This is a genomic window from Pelagibius sp. Alg239-R121 (genome assembly GCF_947331435.1).
Classification (GTDB): domain Bacteria; phylum Pseudomonadota; class Alphaproteobacteria; order Kiloniellales; family Kiloniellaceae; genus Denitrobaculum.
The window spans coordinates 248,185-264,970 of sequence record NZ_CAMZOF010000001.1 but is presented as its reverse complement, the minus strand read 5'-3'; the positions used below and the strand labels follow the sequence as shown (position 1 = coordinate 264,970).

At 56.5% G+C, this 16,786-nt stretch carries 16 protein-coding genes; 11 read left to right on the top strand and 5 right to left on the bottom strand.

The annotated features are described in order from the left end of the window. Positions 1–19 precede the first annotated feature (19 nt). The 5 genes from phnK (at position 20) to QMZ18_RS01130 (ending at position 4,098) form a co-directional block, all read left to right on the top strand. A complete protein-coding gene (gene phnK, locus QMZ18_RS01150) occupies positions 20–817 on the top strand; it encodes a phosphonate C-P lyase system protein PhnK (RefSeq protein ID WP_282605576.1) in 798 nt (265 codons plus the stop codon). 77 nt (positions 818–894) lie between these two features. Continuing rightward, positions 895–1,671: a phosphonate C-P lyase system protein PhnL gene (gene phnL, locus QMZ18_RS01145; RefSeq protein WP_282604389.1), complete on the top strand. Its 777-nt coding sequence runs from the start codon at positions 895–897 to the stop codon at positions 1,669–1,671. After that, positions 1,668–2,810, top strand: a complete 1,143-nt coding sequence (locus QMZ18_RS01140; RefSeq protein ID WP_282604388.1) for an alpha-D-ribose 1-methylphosphonate 5-triphosphate diphosphatase — start codon at positions 1,668–1,670, stop codon at positions 2,808–2,810. Before phnL ends, QMZ18_RS01140 begins: the two co-directional genes overlap by 4 nt. A gap of 35 nt (positions 2,811–2,845) precedes the next feature. Next, entirely contained in the window at positions 2,846–3,406 is a 561-nt protein-coding gene (locus QMZ18_RS01135; protein ID WP_282604387.1) for a phosphonate degradation HD-domain oxygenase, read from the top strand. Further along, complete coding sequence (locus QMZ18_RS01130; protein ID WP_282604386.1) at positions 3,403–4,098, top strand: DUF1045 domain-containing protein; 696 nt, start codon at positions 3,403–3,405, stop codon at positions 4,096–4,098. Before QMZ18_RS01135 ends, QMZ18_RS01130 begins: the two co-directional genes overlap by 4 nt. On the opposite strand, the gene phnN is transcribed toward QMZ18_RS01130, so the two are convergent. From phnN to phnC, 4 genes are all read right to left on the bottom strand, one after another. After that, positions 4,064–4,657 carry a phosphonate metabolism protein/1,5-bisphosphokinase (PRPP-forming) PhnN gene (phnN, locus tag QMZ18_RS01125; RefSeq protein ID WP_282604385.1) on the bottom strand — a complete coding sequence of 198 codons (594 nt, stop codon included), beginning with the start codon at positions 4,655–4,657 and terminating at the stop codon, positions 4,064–4,066. The two genes, QMZ18_RS01130 and phnN, sit on opposite strands and share 35 nt — an antisense overlap. Then, positions 4,654–5,490: a phosphonate ABC transporter, permease protein PhnE gene (gene phnE, locus QMZ18_RS01120; protein WP_282604384.1), complete on the bottom strand. Its 837-nt coding sequence runs from the start codon at positions 5,488–5,490 to the stop codon at positions 4,654–4,656. The genes phnN and phnE overlap by 4 nt, the downstream gene beginning before the upstream one ends. A gap of 103 nt (positions 5,491–5,593) precedes the next feature. Then, positions 5,594–6,592, bottom strand: a complete 999-nt coding sequence (gene phnD, locus QMZ18_RS01115; protein ID WP_282604383.1) for a phosphonate ABC transporter substrate-binding protein — start codon at positions 6,590–6,592, stop codon at positions 5,594–5,596. 96 nt (positions 6,593–6,688) lie between these two features. Then, positions 6,689–7,582 carry a phosphonate ABC transporter ATP-binding protein gene (gene phnC, locus QMZ18_RS01110; RefSeq protein ID WP_282604382.1) on the bottom strand — a complete coding sequence of 298 codons (894 nt, stop codon included), beginning with the start codon at positions 7,580–7,582 and terminating at the stop codon, positions 6,689–6,691. Positions 7,583–7,772: 190 nt separating this feature from the next. Between phnC and QMZ18_RS01105 the strand changes: the two genes are divergently transcribed. Beyond that, on the top strand, positions 7,773–8,306 hold the full coding sequence (locus QMZ18_RS01105) for a cytochrome b (RefSeq protein WP_282604381.1): 534 nt from the start codon (positions 7,773–7,775) through the stop codon (positions 8,304–8,306). A gap of 74 nt (positions 8,307–8,380) precedes the next feature. On the opposite strand, the gene QMZ18_RS01100 is transcribed toward QMZ18_RS01105, so the two are convergent. Continuing rightward, a complete protein-coding gene (locus QMZ18_RS01100; RefSeq protein WP_282604380.1) occupies positions 8,381–9,244 on the bottom strand; it encodes a LysR substrate-binding domain-containing protein in 864 nt (287 codons plus the stop codon). A gap of 101 nt (positions 9,245–9,345) precedes the next feature. Here QMZ18_RS01100 and QMZ18_RS01095 point away from each other — a divergent pair, with 101 nt between their 5' ends. From QMZ18_RS01095 to QMZ18_RS01075, 5 genes are all read left to right on the top strand, one after another. Then, positions 9,346–10,524 (top strand): 2-aminoethylphosphonate--pyruvate transaminase, encoded by a 1,179-nt coding sequence (locus QMZ18_RS01095; RefSeq protein WP_282604379.1) that lies wholly within the window; start codon positions 9,346–9,348, stop codon positions 10,522–10,524. 44 nt (positions 10,525–10,568) lie between these two features. Next, on the top strand, positions 10,569–11,825 hold the full coding sequence (gene phnA / locus QMZ18_RS01090; protein ID WP_282604378.1) for a phosphonoacetate hydrolase: 1,257 nt from the start codon (positions 10,569–10,571) through the stop codon (positions 11,823–11,825). A 74-nt stretch (positions 11,826–11,899) separates the two neighbouring features. Continuing rightward, positions 11,900–13,363: a phosphonoacetaldehyde dehydrogenase gene (gene phnY / locus QMZ18_RS01085; protein ID WP_282604377.1), complete on the top strand. Its 1,464-nt coding sequence runs from the start codon at positions 11,900–11,902 to the stop codon at positions 13,361–13,363. Positions 13,364–13,542: 179 nt separating this feature from the next. After that, entirely contained in the window at positions 13,543–15,627 is a 2,085-nt protein-coding gene (locus QMZ18_RS01080) for an ABC transporter substrate-binding protein (RefSeq protein ID WP_282604376.1), read from the top strand. A 146-nt stretch (positions 15,628–15,773) separates the two neighbouring features. Then, positions 15,774–16,784, top strand: a complete 1,011-nt coding sequence (locus QMZ18_RS01075) for an ABC transporter permease (RefSeq protein WP_282604375.1) — start codon at positions 15,774–15,776, stop codon at positions 16,782–16,784. Positions 16,785–16,786: the final 2 nt, after the last annotated feature.

Sequence of the window (16,786 nt, the reverse complement as noted above, 5' to 3'; positions counted from 1 at the left end):
CGATAGGACGCGAGCCCATATGTCGCAAGCCGGAACGCCTGCTAGCGAACTGCCTCTGCTGCGGGTCACTGAACTCGCCAAGAGCTACGGCGGCCTCCCGGCCTGCCGTGATGTTTCCTTTGATCTCTGGCCAGGGGAAATTCTGGCCGTCGTGGGGGAATCCGGATCCGGTAAGACGACGCTGCTGAAGTGCATTTCGGCTCTGCTGTCCTGCGACACCGGGCAGATCGAATATCTGATGCGTGACGGCGTGATGCGTGACATTCACGCTTTGAGCGAGGCGGAACGGAGATTTCTGATGCGCACCGACTGGGGGTTCGTGCATCAGAATCCGCGCGAAGGCCTGCGTATGCGGGTCAGTGCCGGAGCCAACATTGCCGAGCGTATGATCGCGGTCGGGGCACGCAATTATGGTAAGATACGCGGCGCTGCGGAGAACTGGATGGATCGGGTCGAACTGGATTCTGCACGCCTTGACCATCAGCCGAATACCTTCTCCGGAGGCATGCAACAACGCCTTCAAATAGCCCGCAATCTGGTGACCCATCCACGATTGGTGTTCATGGACGAACCTACGGGTGGTCTCGATGTATCGGTACAAGCAAGGTTGTTGGACCTGTTGCGCAGCCTCGTGACGAAGTTGCAGCTCTCCGCTGTTCTGGTGACACATGATCTTGCGGTCGCACGCCTGCTGTCTCATCGCATTATGGTCATGCAGGGAGGCGAAGTTGTGGAGACAGGATTGACGGATCAAGTGCTTGACGACCCGCAGCACCCTTACAGCCAGATGCTGGTGTCTTCCATTTTACCGGTTTAACTCGAGTGCCAGGATGAAGGGGCCAGGATGAGATATAGAACGACAAGTTCTGCGATGAAAAAGAGGTTTGGTTCGCGATGACCGGAGATATGAGCGATTTGAAACCTACGGCGCCCATCATCCAGGTTCGGAATCTTCACAAAAGTTTCACACTGCATACACAGGGCGGTATCAAACTCGATGTTCTCTCCTCCACGGACCTGTCAGTGGCGCCGGGCGACTGTGTTGCCTTGATGGGGCCCTCCGGGGCGGGAAAATCAACGGTGTTGCGATGCCTCTATGGAAACTATCTGCCGCAGTCCGGTGCTGTCCTCATCCGGCACAAGGGTCGAATGACCAATCTTGTTGGTGCAGAACCGCGGGTGGTTCTGGCCCTTCGGCGCGAGACGCTTGGATACGTTAGTCAGTTCCTGCGCGTCATTCCGCGCATCGCATCGATTGATTTGGTCAGTGAACCTTTAATTACCTTGGGGGTTGAACCTGAAGCCGCGCGCGAGAAGGCTGCGACCCTGCTCACGCGTCTTCGAATCCCTACGCGCCATTGGGATCTGGCCCCCGCAACTTTCTCAGGCGGCGAACAGCAAAGGATCAACATTGCACGCACCATGGTGGTAGACTATCCGGCATTGCTGCTGGATGAGCCGACCGCTTCGCTGGATGCGGACAATCGACAAACCGTCATTGAATTGATTCTGGAGGCACGCGACCGCGGTGCGGCCGTCGTGGGAATTTTTCATGACGAAGAAGTGCGTGACGCGGTTTGCACCCATCGCCACCACGTCGCAGCCCCGGACGGAAACCGGGATGCCCCGGACACAGTGGATAGCGAAGACAGGCAGGATCTCGCGATATGACCATGGAAACACTCTTTACCAACGCCAAGATCGTTACGGCCGACGAGGTCGTCGAAGGTACGGTGGCGGTGGAAGATGGCCGCATAAAATCTATCGAACCAGGAAACAGTCAACTGCCATCGGTAATCGATCTTGAGGGAGATTATCTGGTTCCGGGCCTGATCGAGGTTCACACCGATAATCTGGAAGGTCACATTCGCCCTCGGCCGGGTGTTGTCTGGCCCATGCTTCCTGCTCTCTTTACTCATGATTCCGTTCTGGCGGCCGCCGGCATCACCACGGTTTTCGACGCCCTTCGCATCGGCGACCGTTCTTCCGATGTTGCCATGGAAGAGACTGTTACGGCCGCGATTGAGGGGATCGAGCAGGCGCAGGATAACGACCTCCTGCGCAGCGAACACTACGTCCACCTGCGCTGCGAGTTGGCGACCGAGAACGTCTTGAGCACGTTCGGCCGGATCAAGGATGCGCCTTTGCTTCGCCTTGTATCTTTGATGGATCACACGCCTGGTCAACGCCAGTTTGTTGATCTGGCACAGTTCAAAAACTATTACAGCGGTAAGTACAAGATGAACGATGAGGAGTTGAACGCCTTCATCGACAGCCAGCAGCAGGAACACCTGCGCTATGCCGACAAGAACCGGCAGGCTCTGTCCGGGATTTGTAATGATCAATCTATTCCTTTGGCGAGTCACGACGATGCGACGGAAGATCACATCAAGGAGGCGGACTCTCTCGGAATTACGATTTCAGAATTCCCGACGACGCTGGAGGCTGCACGCGCTGCCCACGATAGTGGCATGGCGACAGTCGCCGGCGCACCGAATGTCGTGCGGGGCCGTTCTCACTCTGGCAATGTTTCGGCATCGGAGTTGGCCGAAAAAGGACTTCTGGATAGCCTCTCGTCGGATTATGCGCCGATCAGTCTGCTGCACGGTGCCTTCTGTCTCCACCGGCGCGTGGGGCTGACGTTGCCCGACGCCATGGCGATTGTGACCAAAAACCCAGCCCGCATGGTTGCATTGGACGATCGTGGCGAAATCGCGCCGGGCCTGCGCGCCGATCTCGTGCGGGTTTGCGATCATAAAGACATGCCGGTTGTACGCTGTGTCTGGCGCGAGGGTGTGCGCGTCGTATAAGGTCTTGGTGATTAAAAGCAATCGGAGGCTTGGCTGTGACGGAAGATCCCTTCACCCTGATGCGCGATATCTACGAGAATGGCGGCGGACAGCTCTATGACGCTGAAGCCGTTACACAGCTCGAGCACGCTTTGCAGTCGGCGGACCAGGCGGAAAAGTCCGGGGCTGCGTCACACCTGATTGTCGCAGCCTTGCTGCACGACATCGGACACTTGCTAAATGGCGATGAAAAGGGTGCGGCCGAGCGCGGCGAAGATGCTCTTCATGAGACCTGCGGAGCGGCCTTCCTGAGTCGTTGGTTCAAGGAGGAGGTGACAGATGCGATTCGGCACCACGTTGCAGCCAAGCGTTATCTTGTTGCGACCGAACCTGGTTACGCCGAGATCCTGTCGCCCGTGTCGGTTCGAAGTCTTGAACTGCAAGGGGGCGCTTTTTCTGCCGATGAAGCGGAATCCTGGTCGCGGCAGCCTGGAGCAGAGGATGCCGTCAAGCTTCGACGTTGGGACGATATGGCCAAGGATGTCGACGCAGTGGTACCTGGGTTCGAGGCGTATCGCGAACACATTGAAAACTCACTGCGGTCTGGATTGACGTGACTGCACGCTACGCAATTTATTACACACCTGAGCGTTCCAGTGATCTGGCGCGTTTTGCAAATGCCTGGCTGAACGACGAGCCAGGTGCAACCGTGTTTGGAGACGAAGTTCCTTGGTCCGGGCTGATCGACCCGGATCACCGGCGATCGATGACATCCGCGCCGCGGACTTACGGCTTTCACGCGACTTTAAAGCCCCCGTTTTTTCTGGCTGAAGATATGGAATTGACGGCCCTTGAAATGGCTCTGGCCGATTTTGCAGCCGAACGCCCACGTGTTGTTCTGCCACCGATGGAACTGGTCATTCTGGGTGATTTCCTTGCCTTGAGGACTTCCGAATCAACGTCGGATCTTGACGCTTTGGCAGGCGATGCCGTCCGTCGTCTGGACGCGTTCCGCAAACCGTCAACGGACGAAGAGCTGGCGATCCGTCGGGGCGCAGGGCTGACCGAACGCCAGGAAGACCTACTTATGAAATGGGGTTATCCTTACGTCTTGGAAGAGTTCCGGTTCCACATGACCCTGAGTAACCGGCTGGATGAAACCGGACAATCACGCTTGCTGTCTATCTTAAAGCCGATACTTGAACCGCTTGTCGAAAAACCTCTGACCATCGAGGCCATTTCGCTGTGTGAGCAGCCGGAGGCTGGTGCGCGATTTAATGAGCGCGGGCGTTTTCCATTGCTTGGCTGATCTCTGTCAGCAAGGCGACGAATTTTTCCACCGCTGAGTCCAAAGTTGACTCATTGTTCAAGCCGAACACATCCTGTCCCTTTATCTTAAAAGCCGCTGCGCGTTCGAGCCGCAGCTCGATCTCGGATTCAGATTCGCGATTGCGTCCCTTCAGGCGGTGCCGCAGGGTTTCTTGGGGCACTTCAATGGAGACAATCCGGACTGGCTGCAGACGCTGCCGTGCTTCGGGAATGACTCCGCGGGAGACATTCACTACGACATGATGGCCGTTATCCAGCTGCCGTTCGATGACTTTAGGAATGCCGTAACTGAGTCCGTGCGCAAACCAGGACAGACTATAAGCGCCTTTCGCCTTTTGGTCCTGAAATTCATCAACTGAAAGTGAACGATATGGTTCGCCGCCGAAAGCTCCAGGGCGGGTGATATCGCGGCGGGGAAAATAGAAGTCACGATCCTTGCCGAGTGCAGTTTCGACGCCACCGAGAATGCTGTCTTTGCCTGAACCGGACGGCCCGACGACCAGGACGAGCGTGCCGCGCCCTGCGCGCTTCGAGGTCACAGAACCAGCTTGCGCAGACGTTGGGAGATCACATCCAGCACGACGACGGTAGCGATGATGATAATCATGACGGCGGCCGTTTCGGAGTAGTAGAAACCACGGATATATTCCCACAGGACGACACCGATGCCGCCGGCCCCCACGATACCGACAACGGTGGCTGAGCGCACGTTGGATTCGAAGCGATAGAGCGAGAAAGAGATCCAGAGCGGCAGAACCTGCGGGATCACACCGAAGACCACTTCTTGCACCTTGCCGGCACCGGTCGCGCGAATGCCTTCGACCGGGCGTGGATCGATCGCTTCGACGGCTTCGGAAAAGAGTTTGGCGAGAACGCCGGTGGTGTGGATCCATAAAGCCAGCACACCTGCGAAGGGGCCAAGGCCCACGGCGACGACGAACAGCATGGCAAAGACAATTTCATTGATTGCACGGGCGGAATCCATCAGGCGGCGAGTCGGATGGTAGATCCACATGGGGGCGATGTTCTCGGCAGACAGGACACCGAAGGGCACGGCACAGACCACAGCTAGGACCGTGCCCCACAGGGCGATCTGCACGGTAACGATCATCTGCTCGAGAAATGTCGGCCATTCATGAAAGTTGGGCGGGAAGAACCCGGTTGCAAATGCGCCCATGTTTTCGCCATAGATAAAGAGATCCAGCGGCCGCATTTCGGCGCCTTCCCACGACCACATCAGGACCACGAGAAACAACCCCCAACCGATGAAGTTGAACGTGCTGCGTTTCAGGTCGCGCGGTGGAAGTTCAAGCGCGGGCGGTTTTTGCGTTGCGCTTTTGAACCTGCTGCTGTGCTGAGTGATGTCTGTCATGGGAGTAATCCGGAGGTTTGTGTTTTTTGGGTGAGGACTTACCGGATGGAAATTCGGCAGCGCCCGAGAGGGAACGCTGCCGTCAGTTTTCCAAATTCTGATGTCAGTTGTTGGCCAGAACCTTCAGGGTTGCCAGCTTCTCGTCGATGGTCTCGATCTTCGCCGTCTTCTCACCGGTTTCCATCCGCTCATCGCCCTCCAGCTTGACCTTGTCGCGGAACAGCTGAAGCTGCCGGATCGGGTAAAGCTGCGCGTTGGAGGAGTCGCGGAAAGGCGCCCACTGGAGATCGGCAAGAATCTTTTTTTCGTTCTCCAGATCGTTGCCCAGACGGCCGTAACCCAGGAAGAAAGCCTTGAGCTGTGCTTTGGTGTCATCTGAGAGATTCTTACGATAGACGATTGGATCGGAAGGGATCAGTGGCGACTGCCAGATCACCTTGATGTTTTCGAAGGCCTTTGGATTGTTCTCTTTGATCCGGCTCAGGCTTTCAGTGTTGTTGGTCGCGAAGTCGACCTGTTTGTTGGCCACGGCCAGCGCGTTGGTCTCGTGATTGGCGCTGCGCACGGTCTTGTAGCACTTCTTCGGATCAACGCTGTTCTGGGCGAAGACGTAGTAGCTTGGCACCAGGAAGCCGGAGGTGGAGTTAGGATCGCCGTTGCCAAACGCGAGCTCTCCCTTACAGGCCAGGACGTCCTCGAGCTTCTCGAGCTTGCTGTCCTTGTGCGCGAGCAGCAGCGACCAGTAGCCGGGGTTACCGGTTACATCGACGGTTTGCACGAAGACTTCACCACCGGCGCGGTCAACGGCTTCCATGGCCGATTTGTTACCGAACCAAGCCACGTCGACCTTGTTGAAGCGCATGGCTTCGATCACACCGGCGTAGTCAGGCGCGAAGAAGGCTTTAACCTTCGTACCCAGCTTCTTTTCCATATCGGCGAGGAACGGATTCCAGACGCTCTTCAGATTCTGCGTGGATTCGGTTGAGATAATGCCGAAGTTTAGGGTCTCGAGCTTTTCGGCATAGGCGGCCGACGTGAAGGCAAGAGTGCTTGTCAGGGCGGTCGCGGCCACAGCAGCGGCGCCGGCGAACTTGGCGAACATTAGGCTTCTCCTCGTTGTGCAGTATTAAAAAGTAATGCGGATTTATCGGTTGTTTCGGTGCTTGGGTTATTGCGCGTGCAAAGACGAAAGCTCTCGTCAGGCGACCACGGCGACTGGCAGAGGTGTCAATTCGACGTCACGCACGGCGGTGCCGAGGGTCTCGTCCATCACCAGTTCTTCGCTGTCGGCACCGTAGAGTTCGCGAAGGAATGTCGGCGTCAGTGCTTCGCTTGGTCCGTCGTAAACCACTTCTCCTGCCCGCAGAGCTACGGTCCTGGGACAGTACCGCATGGCGTAGGACACCTGATGCAGAGACACTACGATCGTGATGCCGTCCTCGCGATTGATACGTGCCAGATTCTCCATTACGCGCCGGGCCGATTCCGGGTCCAGCGAGGCGATAGGTTCGTCGGCCAACAGCACCTCGGCTTCTTGCATCAGCGCACGGGCGATGGCGCCGCGCTGCTGCTGACCGCCGGATAGAGTTGAGGCTCGCTGACTTGCGTATTGGTCCATGCCGACGCGGCGTAGGGCTTCCATAGCCTGGAGTTTTTCTTCCCTGGTAAAGAGGCCAAGGGTCCCGCGCCAGGCGGGAATGCGGCCCAAAACCCCTAAGACTACGTTGGTCAGTAAGGACAGACGGCCAACCAGATTGAACTGCTGAAAAATGACCCCGATCCGGGCACGCAGACTGCGGATACTGCCATCCAGCCTTCCACCGCTCTGAACCGGGGAACCCAGTACCTGGATCTGTCCGCCACTCGTCTGTCTGTCACTTGTTTGTCTGTTACTTGTTTGTCGGGGTGAATCTGCGCTGCGATCGCCGCGCTCCAGACCGGACATCAAACGTATCAAAGTCGATTTCCCCGAACCGGACGCACCAATCAGCGCCACCATCTCGCCGCGGTCGACCGCCAGCGAGACATTGTTCAGCGCACGATGTTTCCGAAAGGTCTTCGACAGCCCATTGACCTCAATGGCTGGCTCCATATTCCACTCCCGTCTCTGTTTGAAACAGCCTGACGGAAAGCCCTGACGGAGAGATGACAATAACTTTTCGGTTTTGTTAAATTTGCCTGTGATGGAGCAGGGAAAGCAGTGAAGCTAAATCCGAAACCACTCCCCTGTACGCAAGCATTTTCGGGGCATAGGATGGCATTGCAATAGAGGAGTATATGTGATGACAGGTGCTCGGCGAACTGACGGCTATTCGCGAATTTCGATTGCCACGCATTGGTTTGCCGCCCTACTGGTCATTGCTCTGTTCTTCACGCACGAGGGGGAACGCGGCAGCACAGAACGTATGCTTCATGTCAGCGGCGGCGCAATTGCCGGACTTTTTTTGCTGTGGCGGGTCTGGCACCGCCTTTATTCCGGAATGACGGAAAAACCGGATCAGGCAGCGCTTCTAAATCTTGCATCGCGAATCGTGATCTGGGGTTTTTTGGTGGCGATTGTCGTCGTGGTCATCTCGGGCTATCTCCTGCCCTGGTCGCTGGGTAGACCGCTCGATTTTTTCGGCTTGGCCTCAATCCCTTCCCCGATGGGAGCCAGTCGCGGTTTGCACGAGTTCATGGAGGAGCTTCACGAAATCTCGGGACACCTCTTCCCTCCTCTAATCGCACTCCACATCTTGGGAGCCGCCAAACACGCCTTCATCGGTCGGGACGGCATTGTGAAACGGATGTTTAAACCAGTGGTGGGCTGCAAGTAGATGCCTCAAACCGATAAATGCTGCTTACTAAGTCCCGTTCCGAAGAAGCACTCGATTAATGCTCTTAAGTGAGGTTAATCCCCAATCAAATCGAACAGGGCTTTGATTGTCCGTTGCGGTGCACATTCAGTGAGACAGACCAGGAGTTCGGGCACCCTTAGATCGGCGTCCATTATGGGCAGGACGTGGATGGTTTCGTCCAGGATCAGTTCGGCCTCGGAGACTACGCCAACGCCCAGGCCTTCAACCACCGCGGCACGAACGGCTTCGCGGCTGCCGATTTCGAAGACATCCAGCAAGGCCAGCTTCGCTTCGGAAATCGCAGCTTCGAAGACGGCCCGCGTGGTCGAGCCCTGTTCCCGCAAAATCACCCTGGCGCCAGCCAACTGCTTGAGGGTCACGCCCTGTCGCTTTGCCCATTTGTGCGTGACCGGCACAAAGGCGACAAGCCGATCGGCCAGCAAGAGCCGGGAGATCAGGCGCGGATCGTCTTGTGGTGGCGGGATCATCGCGACATCGATTCGCCGCGCAAAAAGATCGGCAAGTATCTCCCGGGAGTTGCCAAAATTCATCGATATCTCGATACCCGGATAGCGTTCCTTGTAGCGCGCGATCAGCGGGAGAGCGTGATAGGGCGAATCCGCTCCGATTCTCAAGAAACCGGCTTTCAGGCTGCGGGTCGATGACAACAGAAGCTCTGCCTCAGCTTCCAGGCGGAATTGTCGCTGCGTTATGGCGTGCAACTGCCGGCCCAGCGGTGTGATTTCAATGCCCCGACCAGCCGGCATGAACAGCGCCACGTCGTAAATCTCCTCCAACGCCTTGACCTGCGAAGACAGGGTTGGTTGTGACACGTTCAGCGTTGCCGCCGCGCGTGTATAGCTGCCGTGGCTGGCGACCGCATGGAACGCCCGAATTTGCGAATAAATAATAGACATAATCTATAATATACATCGAAAACATCGATTTTACATATGAAATCAACGTGACATATTCTCGCGCTACACTTGATGTGAACCAAGCGGGGAAGCGCAGCGAAATGTCTGCTGATTACAATGTTCTGGAGCGCGCCGGCCGGACCGGCGAAAACCACGAATTCCTGCTGACGCCGGGGCCTTTGACCACGTCAAAAAAGGTGAAGGCGGCAATGCAGCGCGACTGGGGCTCTTGGGACCAGCCTTTCATCGATCTGACGGCAGAAATTTGTCGCAGTCTTGTTGACCTTGCGGGGGGTGGCAGCGAGTTCGTCTGTGTACCGATGCAGGGCAGCGGCACCTTCGTCGTCGAGGCAATGTTAGGTACTATGGTGCCCCGCGACGGTCACTGCGCTGTCCTGGTCAATGGGGCTTACGGTGACCGGATCGTCAAGACGCTTCGAGTGATGGGACGCCGCTGTACGGTACTGAAGACCGCCGAGACCGACGTCTACGATGTCGCCGCGCTCGAACAAGCCTTGATCGGCGACAAGACGATTAGCCACGTGGCTGCGGTACATTGCGAAACCACCAGCGGCGTCCTCAATCCTTTGACCGCCATTTCAGAAGTGACAGCACGCCACGGCCGCTCGTTGCTTGTGGACGCAATGAGCTCCTTTGCCGCCCTGCCGCTCAATGTCTGTGACCTACCCTGCGACGGAATGGTTTCGTCTGCAAACAAGTGCATTCAGGGCGTGCCTGGTATGGGTTTTGCCGTACTGCGCAGGAGCACCTTGGAAGCGTCGGCAGGCAACGCACACTCCCTGTCGCTTGATCTGCACGACCAGTGGGTCTATCTGGAAAAATCCGGCCGCTGGCGCTTTACGCCACCGACTCACTCGGCGGCAGCATTGGTCGAAGCTATCCGCGAACATGCTGCCGAGGGTGGTGTCGAGGGCCGGGGTGGCCGTTACGCGCAAAATCACCGCGTCTTAGTCGATGGCATGCGCGCGATCGGGTTTGAAACGCTGTTGTCCGATGAGATCCAGTCACCGATTATCACCACTTTTATTGAGCCAAACGACCCAAACTTCACCTTTCAAGCGTTTTACGACCTTTTGGCGAAACGAGGCTTCGTCATCTATCCGGGCAAGCTGACAGCGGCCCCGACCTTCCGGGTTGGGACCATCGGCGCTCTTGAAGAGCAAGATATCACTGGGCTTCTCTGCGCTGTGCGCGAGGTGCTCGCAGAGCTGAATGTGCGCGATGCTTCGCCGCGTCGGACGACAACGGCTGCGGAGTAGGGTTCGCACTGCCGTTGCAAAACTAAGTATTTGAGGACTAAGGAATGAACCGCAAGATCACCGTCAACGACCGCAGCTACGATTGGCCGGCTCAGCCGGTCGTCGTCGTTTGTATCGATGGCTCCGAACCTACTTACATCGAAACAGCCATCGCAGACGGGGTGATGCCATTTACCGCCAAGATGCTGGCGCGAGGCGCAGATCTTCGGGCTGACTGTGTGGTGCCGAGCTTCACCAATCCCAACAACCTCTCGATCGTCACAGGACGACCTCCTGCGGTTCACGGCATTTCAGGTAACTACTTTCTCGATCCGGACAGCGGCGAGGAAGTCATGATGAACGATCCGAAATTTCTGCGCGCGCCGACCATCTTCAAGGCTTTCCAGGATGAAGGCGCGAAGATCGCGATCGTGACGGCGAAAGACAAACTACGCCGGCTGCTCGGCCATGGCTTGAAGATCGGCGCAGAGGGTGCGACCTGTTTTTCTTCGGAGAAATCCGATCAGGCGAGCTTGGAGGAAAACGGCATCACCGATGTGGTGGAGATGGTCGATATGCCCGTTCCCGATGTCTATTCGGCCGAGCTTTCGGAGTTCGTATTTGCGGCAGGCGTCAAGCTGATGGATCGGGATCGTCCGGACCTTATGTACCTTTCGACCACTGATTATGTGCAGCACAAGCATGCGCCGGGCACGGAAGGCGCAAACGCCTTTTACGCCATGATGGATGGCTATTGGGCGCAACTGGATGCCATGGGATGCGTGCTGTCTCTGACCGCGGATCATGGCATGAATGCCAAGCATGACAACGCCGGTGAGCCATCGGTCATCTACCTGCAGGACCGGTTGGATGAATGGCTGGGCGAAGCCGCGGCGCGTGTCATTCTGCCAATCACCGACCCTTACGTGGTGCATCACGGCGCTTTGGGGTCATTTGCCACGGTCTATCTGCCCGAGGGCGCTGATTCAGCTCAGGTTATCGCACGTCTTTTGGCGGTCGAGGGCATTGAATATGTAGCTGGAAATGCAGATGCCTGTGCCCGTTTCGAGCTGCCGCAAGACCGGATCGGTGATCTGGTTGTGGTCTCAAAACGTCACGTTGTGTTGGGAACAAGTGAGTCCCGGCACGACCTTTCCGGCCTGGAAGTGCCGCTTCGCTCGCACGGCGGCGTGTCGGAGCAGACAGTGCCTTTGATGGTGAACCGGCCGGTGCAGGGGCTCGCTGACCGGCGCTTGCGTAACTTCGACGCGTTCGATGTCGCGTTGAACCACGCGGTGGCGGTCCAGAGCGCTGCGCAATAACGCTGCAGGCGAAAAGAATCAGTTGTTGGTACTTAGCGGTGGATGTTTTGCCGCATGAATTAGGAAGATGAGAGATGAGTTTAGCGGAAGATTTGGCGGGTAAACCGCGGCACGAGCCCATGCGCATTGCAGGCCGCAAGGTCGACGCCGAAGGCGTGATCGAGGTACGCTACCCCTACACCAATCAGGTGATTGGAACGGTCCCACGTGGCACGGCTGCGCACGCGCGCGAGGCTTTTCAGATCGCCGGCGATTATAAACCGACGCTGAGCCGCTATGAGCGTCAGCAGATCCTGTTCCGCACGGCAGAGATTATCAACTCCCGGCGCGATGAGATCTCGGACCTGATTTCCCTGGAACTCGGTCTCTCCAAAAAGGATTCGCTCTACGAAGTGGGCCGGGCCTTCGACGTTTACACTCTAACGGCACAGCTCTGCATTCGCGACGACGGCGAAATCTTCTCCTGCGACGTTAGCCCGCAAGGCAAGGCCCGTCGGATCTACACCATGCGCGAGCCCCTCAAGGCAATCAGTGCGATCACGCCCTTCAATCATCCGCTGAACATGATCTCGCACAAGATTGCACCGGCGGTGGCGACCAACAACTGTATCGTCTGCAAGCCGACTGACCTTACCCCCATGACGGCACTGATCTTGGCGGATATCCTCTACGAAGCCGGCCTGCCGCCGGAAATGCTGTCGGTCGTCACCGGCATGCCAGAGGATTTGGGTGATGAATTCATTACTAACGACAACATCGAGCTGATCACCTTTACCGGCGGCGTTCCGGTCGGCAAGCTGATCGCAAACCGGGCCGGTTATCGGCGGACGGTGTTGGAGTTGGGCGGCAACGATCCGCTGATCATCCTGAATGACCTTTCGGACGATGATCTGGCCAAGGCCGCAGATCTGGCAGTGGCTGGTGCGACGAAGAACTCCGGTCAACGCTGCACAGCGGTCAAACGGATCCTGGTTCAGCAGGATGTCGCCGAACGCTTTGTGCCGCTGGTTGAGGAAAGAGCCCGGAAGATCGTGTTTGGCGACCCATTCGATCCCAAGACGGATCTGGGTACGGTGGTGCATGAGGAGGCCGCGGCACTTTTTGAGGCCCGGGTTCACAAAGCAGCCGAAGCTGGGGCGGAAATCCTGTACAATCCGGGACGCCAGGGCGCATTGTTGCCGCCGATCGTCATCGACAAGGTCGATCACACATCGGAACTGGTGCTTGAAGAGACCTTTGGACCAGTCATTCCGATCGTCCGGGTTCCGAACGACGATGCCGAGGTTATGCGGATCTCAAATTCGACGGCATTTGGGCTTTCTGCTGGTGTTTGCACCAATCAGCTCGACCGCATAACGAACTTTGTGAATGGCCTGGTTGTCGGTACGGTGAATATCTGGGAAGTGCCGGGATATCGGATCGAGATGTCGCCTTTTGGCGGGATCAAGGATTCGGGGCTCGGCTATAAAGAGGGCGTGCTTGAAGCCATGAAGAGTTTCTCGAACATCAAAACCTACTCACTGCCCTGGCCTGCTTGACGCGGTTCGCCTGACAGGACAAGGATAAGGGGAGTAGGATCAGATGTGGCGAAAAGGAGTTCAACGATCACCGAACCAAGGCTATAGAGAATAAGCGTAATTTCCGTATATCCTGAGAATGGGGGACATACCCCCACGACGGAAATACTCAAATCGTCAAACGGACAGGGAAGTAAAAAATGAAGATCAACGTATCCAAATATGTGAACGGTGTTGCAGCCGTCGCCCTTGCGGGCGGGCTTGCAGGCGCCGCTTCAATCGCTGTCTCCGGCAGCGCTGAGGCCGCTTGCCCTGCAGTAACGATCGCAGACATGAAAGGCGTGAAGGCAGGCGCCAATCCGCAGCAGTATGAACTTGCCGAATTTCAATCTTTGGCCAGCTGCGAGCTCGAATTTGCCGGAAATCCTGCAAGTGCGGACCTGAACGGCAAGATCAAAGGGAATCCGGATCTGCCATCGCTGGCCGAGCGCTTGCCGGAAGAGCCCCTGGTGGTTGTTCCTTACGCTGAAGTGGGCAAATACGGTGGAACACTGGACGTACTCTCCAATGCGACAGAAGCCGGAACATCCGACTTTCTATCTGTCCGGCATGTGAATCTGGTGCGTTACGCGGATGACTTGACGACAATCGTGCCGAATGTCGCAAAGGACTGGGAATGGAACGACGATTTCACCCAGCTCACGTTTCATCTGCGCAAAGGGCATAAATGGTCCGATGGTGCGCCCTTTACCGCCGAAGATGTTAAGTTTTGGTACGATAACCTGTCACTCGATCCAAAGGTTATCGAAAAGCCGAAAGACTATGTGTTGGTTGCGGGAGAGCGCATGACGGTCGAGGTGATCGACCCGCAGACCGTGCGCTTTAATCTGCCGGCCCCCAAGCCGGGTCTTCTGGCTCACTTTGCAACGTCCTATGCGCAGGGCTTTCAGCCGAAACACTTCCTCGGCCAGTATCATCCGGATATCTCGGCAGATGCTGACGAAAAAGCCAAGGCGTTGGGTTTCGAGAACGGTTATGAGGTCATTGCAGCGTATTTCGGCAATTCCGACTGGACCGACACACCGTCGCCGCTTCTGTCGAAGCCCGACCAGGTCGGCAATATGCCAAAAGCAGTCGTGCCGACGCTCGAAAGCCACATTACCATCAGCGATACCACCGAGGGACGGCACCTCGTTGCCAATCCTTATTTCCACATGGTGGATACCGCGGGCAACCAGCTGCCCTACATCAATGAGCAAGATGAAGTCTACATCAACGAAAACGAAGTTCGTTTGCTGAAGCTCGTTAATGCGGAAGTTGACTACAAAGCCCAGTCGCTGCGACTGCCTTCCGCACCGATGTTGATGGACGGTCAGGAAAAGGGCGACTACACCATCGACCTGAAGCCGACCATTTCCATGCCGGTCTTCTCTTTCAACCTGACCTCCGACGACATGGAAAAGCGCAAGGTTTTCGGGGATCTCAAATTCCGCGAAGCGATGTCATCGGCGATCAATCGTGACGAGATCAACGAGGTTGCGTTCTTTGAGTTGGGCACGCCGAAACAGTACACCGGTTTCTCACCGTCACCTGACTTCGTCGATCCCAAGTGGGAACAGCATTTCGTTGCTTTCGATCCGGACGGGGCGAAAAAGAAACTCGACGAGATCGGCTTGGTCGATAAGGACAACGACGGATTCCGGGACTTGCCGAACGGTGACAAGCTGGTGCTTAACATTCAGTTCGCCACGCAGGGTGTAGCCAGCCAGGTTGTTGAGTTGGTCGCACAGCATTGGTCGGATGTTGGCGTTAAGACGACGTCGAAAGAAGTGACGCCGGATGAGTACCGCTCGGCTCAGTCGTCGAACCAACTTGACATCGGTGCGTGGGAAATGGGCCTGCCGTTGGCCTACGTTCTGGGCCTTAACGAGAGCTTTGTTGCGCCATTCGGCGATTACTTCAATCACCGTACGGGTATGCTCTGGGCCGAGTACATCGATACGGAAGGTAAATCGGGTGTCGAACCCCCGAAATGGGTCTACGACATGAAAGACGACATCGACGCTTTCCAGTCCGCAACGGTGGGCAGTGATGCATCTAACGAGATCGGCGCTCGGCTAGTTGAGAATCTGACTGGTAACCTGGTGATGATCGGAACAGTGCATGCAGTCGATCCGATTTTTCACCGCAATGCTCTGAAGAATTTCGTTCCCTTCAAGACGGCTTCTTACGAGTATTACCGGACTTACCCATACCGCCCGCAGCAGTGGTTCCTGGCCGAATAATGATGAACGGTTAGCGAGCAAATACAGGAGGCTGTGCCCGAATCAGGGTCAGCCTCCTTTTGCTGCTTTCTGATTCTTTGGCAATTCTCCTCTTGCGCAGGGGTCGTTGAGCCAAAATAAGAGTCGGCTTTATTGGGGGGAGTCTAGTGTTTCAATTTGCTCAGTTTGCAGCGACCCGTTTCGGCCTGGCAATCGTCACATTGCTGCTGGTTTCCTTTATCGTTTTTAGCCTGATGGAGCTGGTCCCCGGGAACTGTGCGGAACGCTACCTTGCCTTCAAGAACACACAGGGCTCTCAGATCACTGTCGAAGATATCGCGGCCGAGGAAAAACGACTTGGGCTCGACCGTCCCTTCATTGTTCGTTGGGGCAGCTGGGTCGGGAACGTGTTTCTTAAGGGCGATTTCGGCGAAAGTTGTATCCTGCGCCTGAGCATCAACAGACTGCTTGGCGAAAAGATTTTCCTGACACTAGGCATCTGTTTTACATCCCTTCTTTTTGCCTATTTGATTGCCATTCCTTTCGGCATGATTTCGGCTACCTCGACCAGCGCAACGGCCAACAATGCTGTCCGTTTCGTGTCCTACCTCGGCCTCGCCATGCCGAACTTCTTGCTGGCCCTGATGATCATGTTGTTTTCGACCGTAGTCTTCGGCGACAGCCTGACCGGACTTTTTTCCAAAGAATTCAGAGATGCCCCCTGGTCTTATGACCGGGTGATCGACTTTCTGTCCCGGGCATGGCTGCCGATCTTTATTCTCGGTTGGTCGGCAACTGCCTTTGCTCTGCAGACCGTGCGCGCTCTGATGTCGGACGAAATCGGCAAACTCTATGTGACCGCCGCCAAAGCGCGCGGTGTTTCCGGCGCTCGGCTTCTGTGGCGGTATCCGGCTCGCCATGCTCTTGGTCCGATCGTCAATTCGCTCGGCTTTGACCTTAATCGGGTCTTTAACGAGTTGCCGATCGTCGCGGTTATCCTCACGCTTACCGAGATGGGTGCGCTACTGCTCGAATCCCTGGCGCGATCGAATGATCAGCAGCTCGCGGGCGCGATCATATTCATACTGACAGCCTCGATTGTCTTTTTGAATTTCATAACGGACATGCTGCTGGCAGTTCTCGATCCCCGTGTCCGCCGCAGCGTGATGGGAGGTTAGGT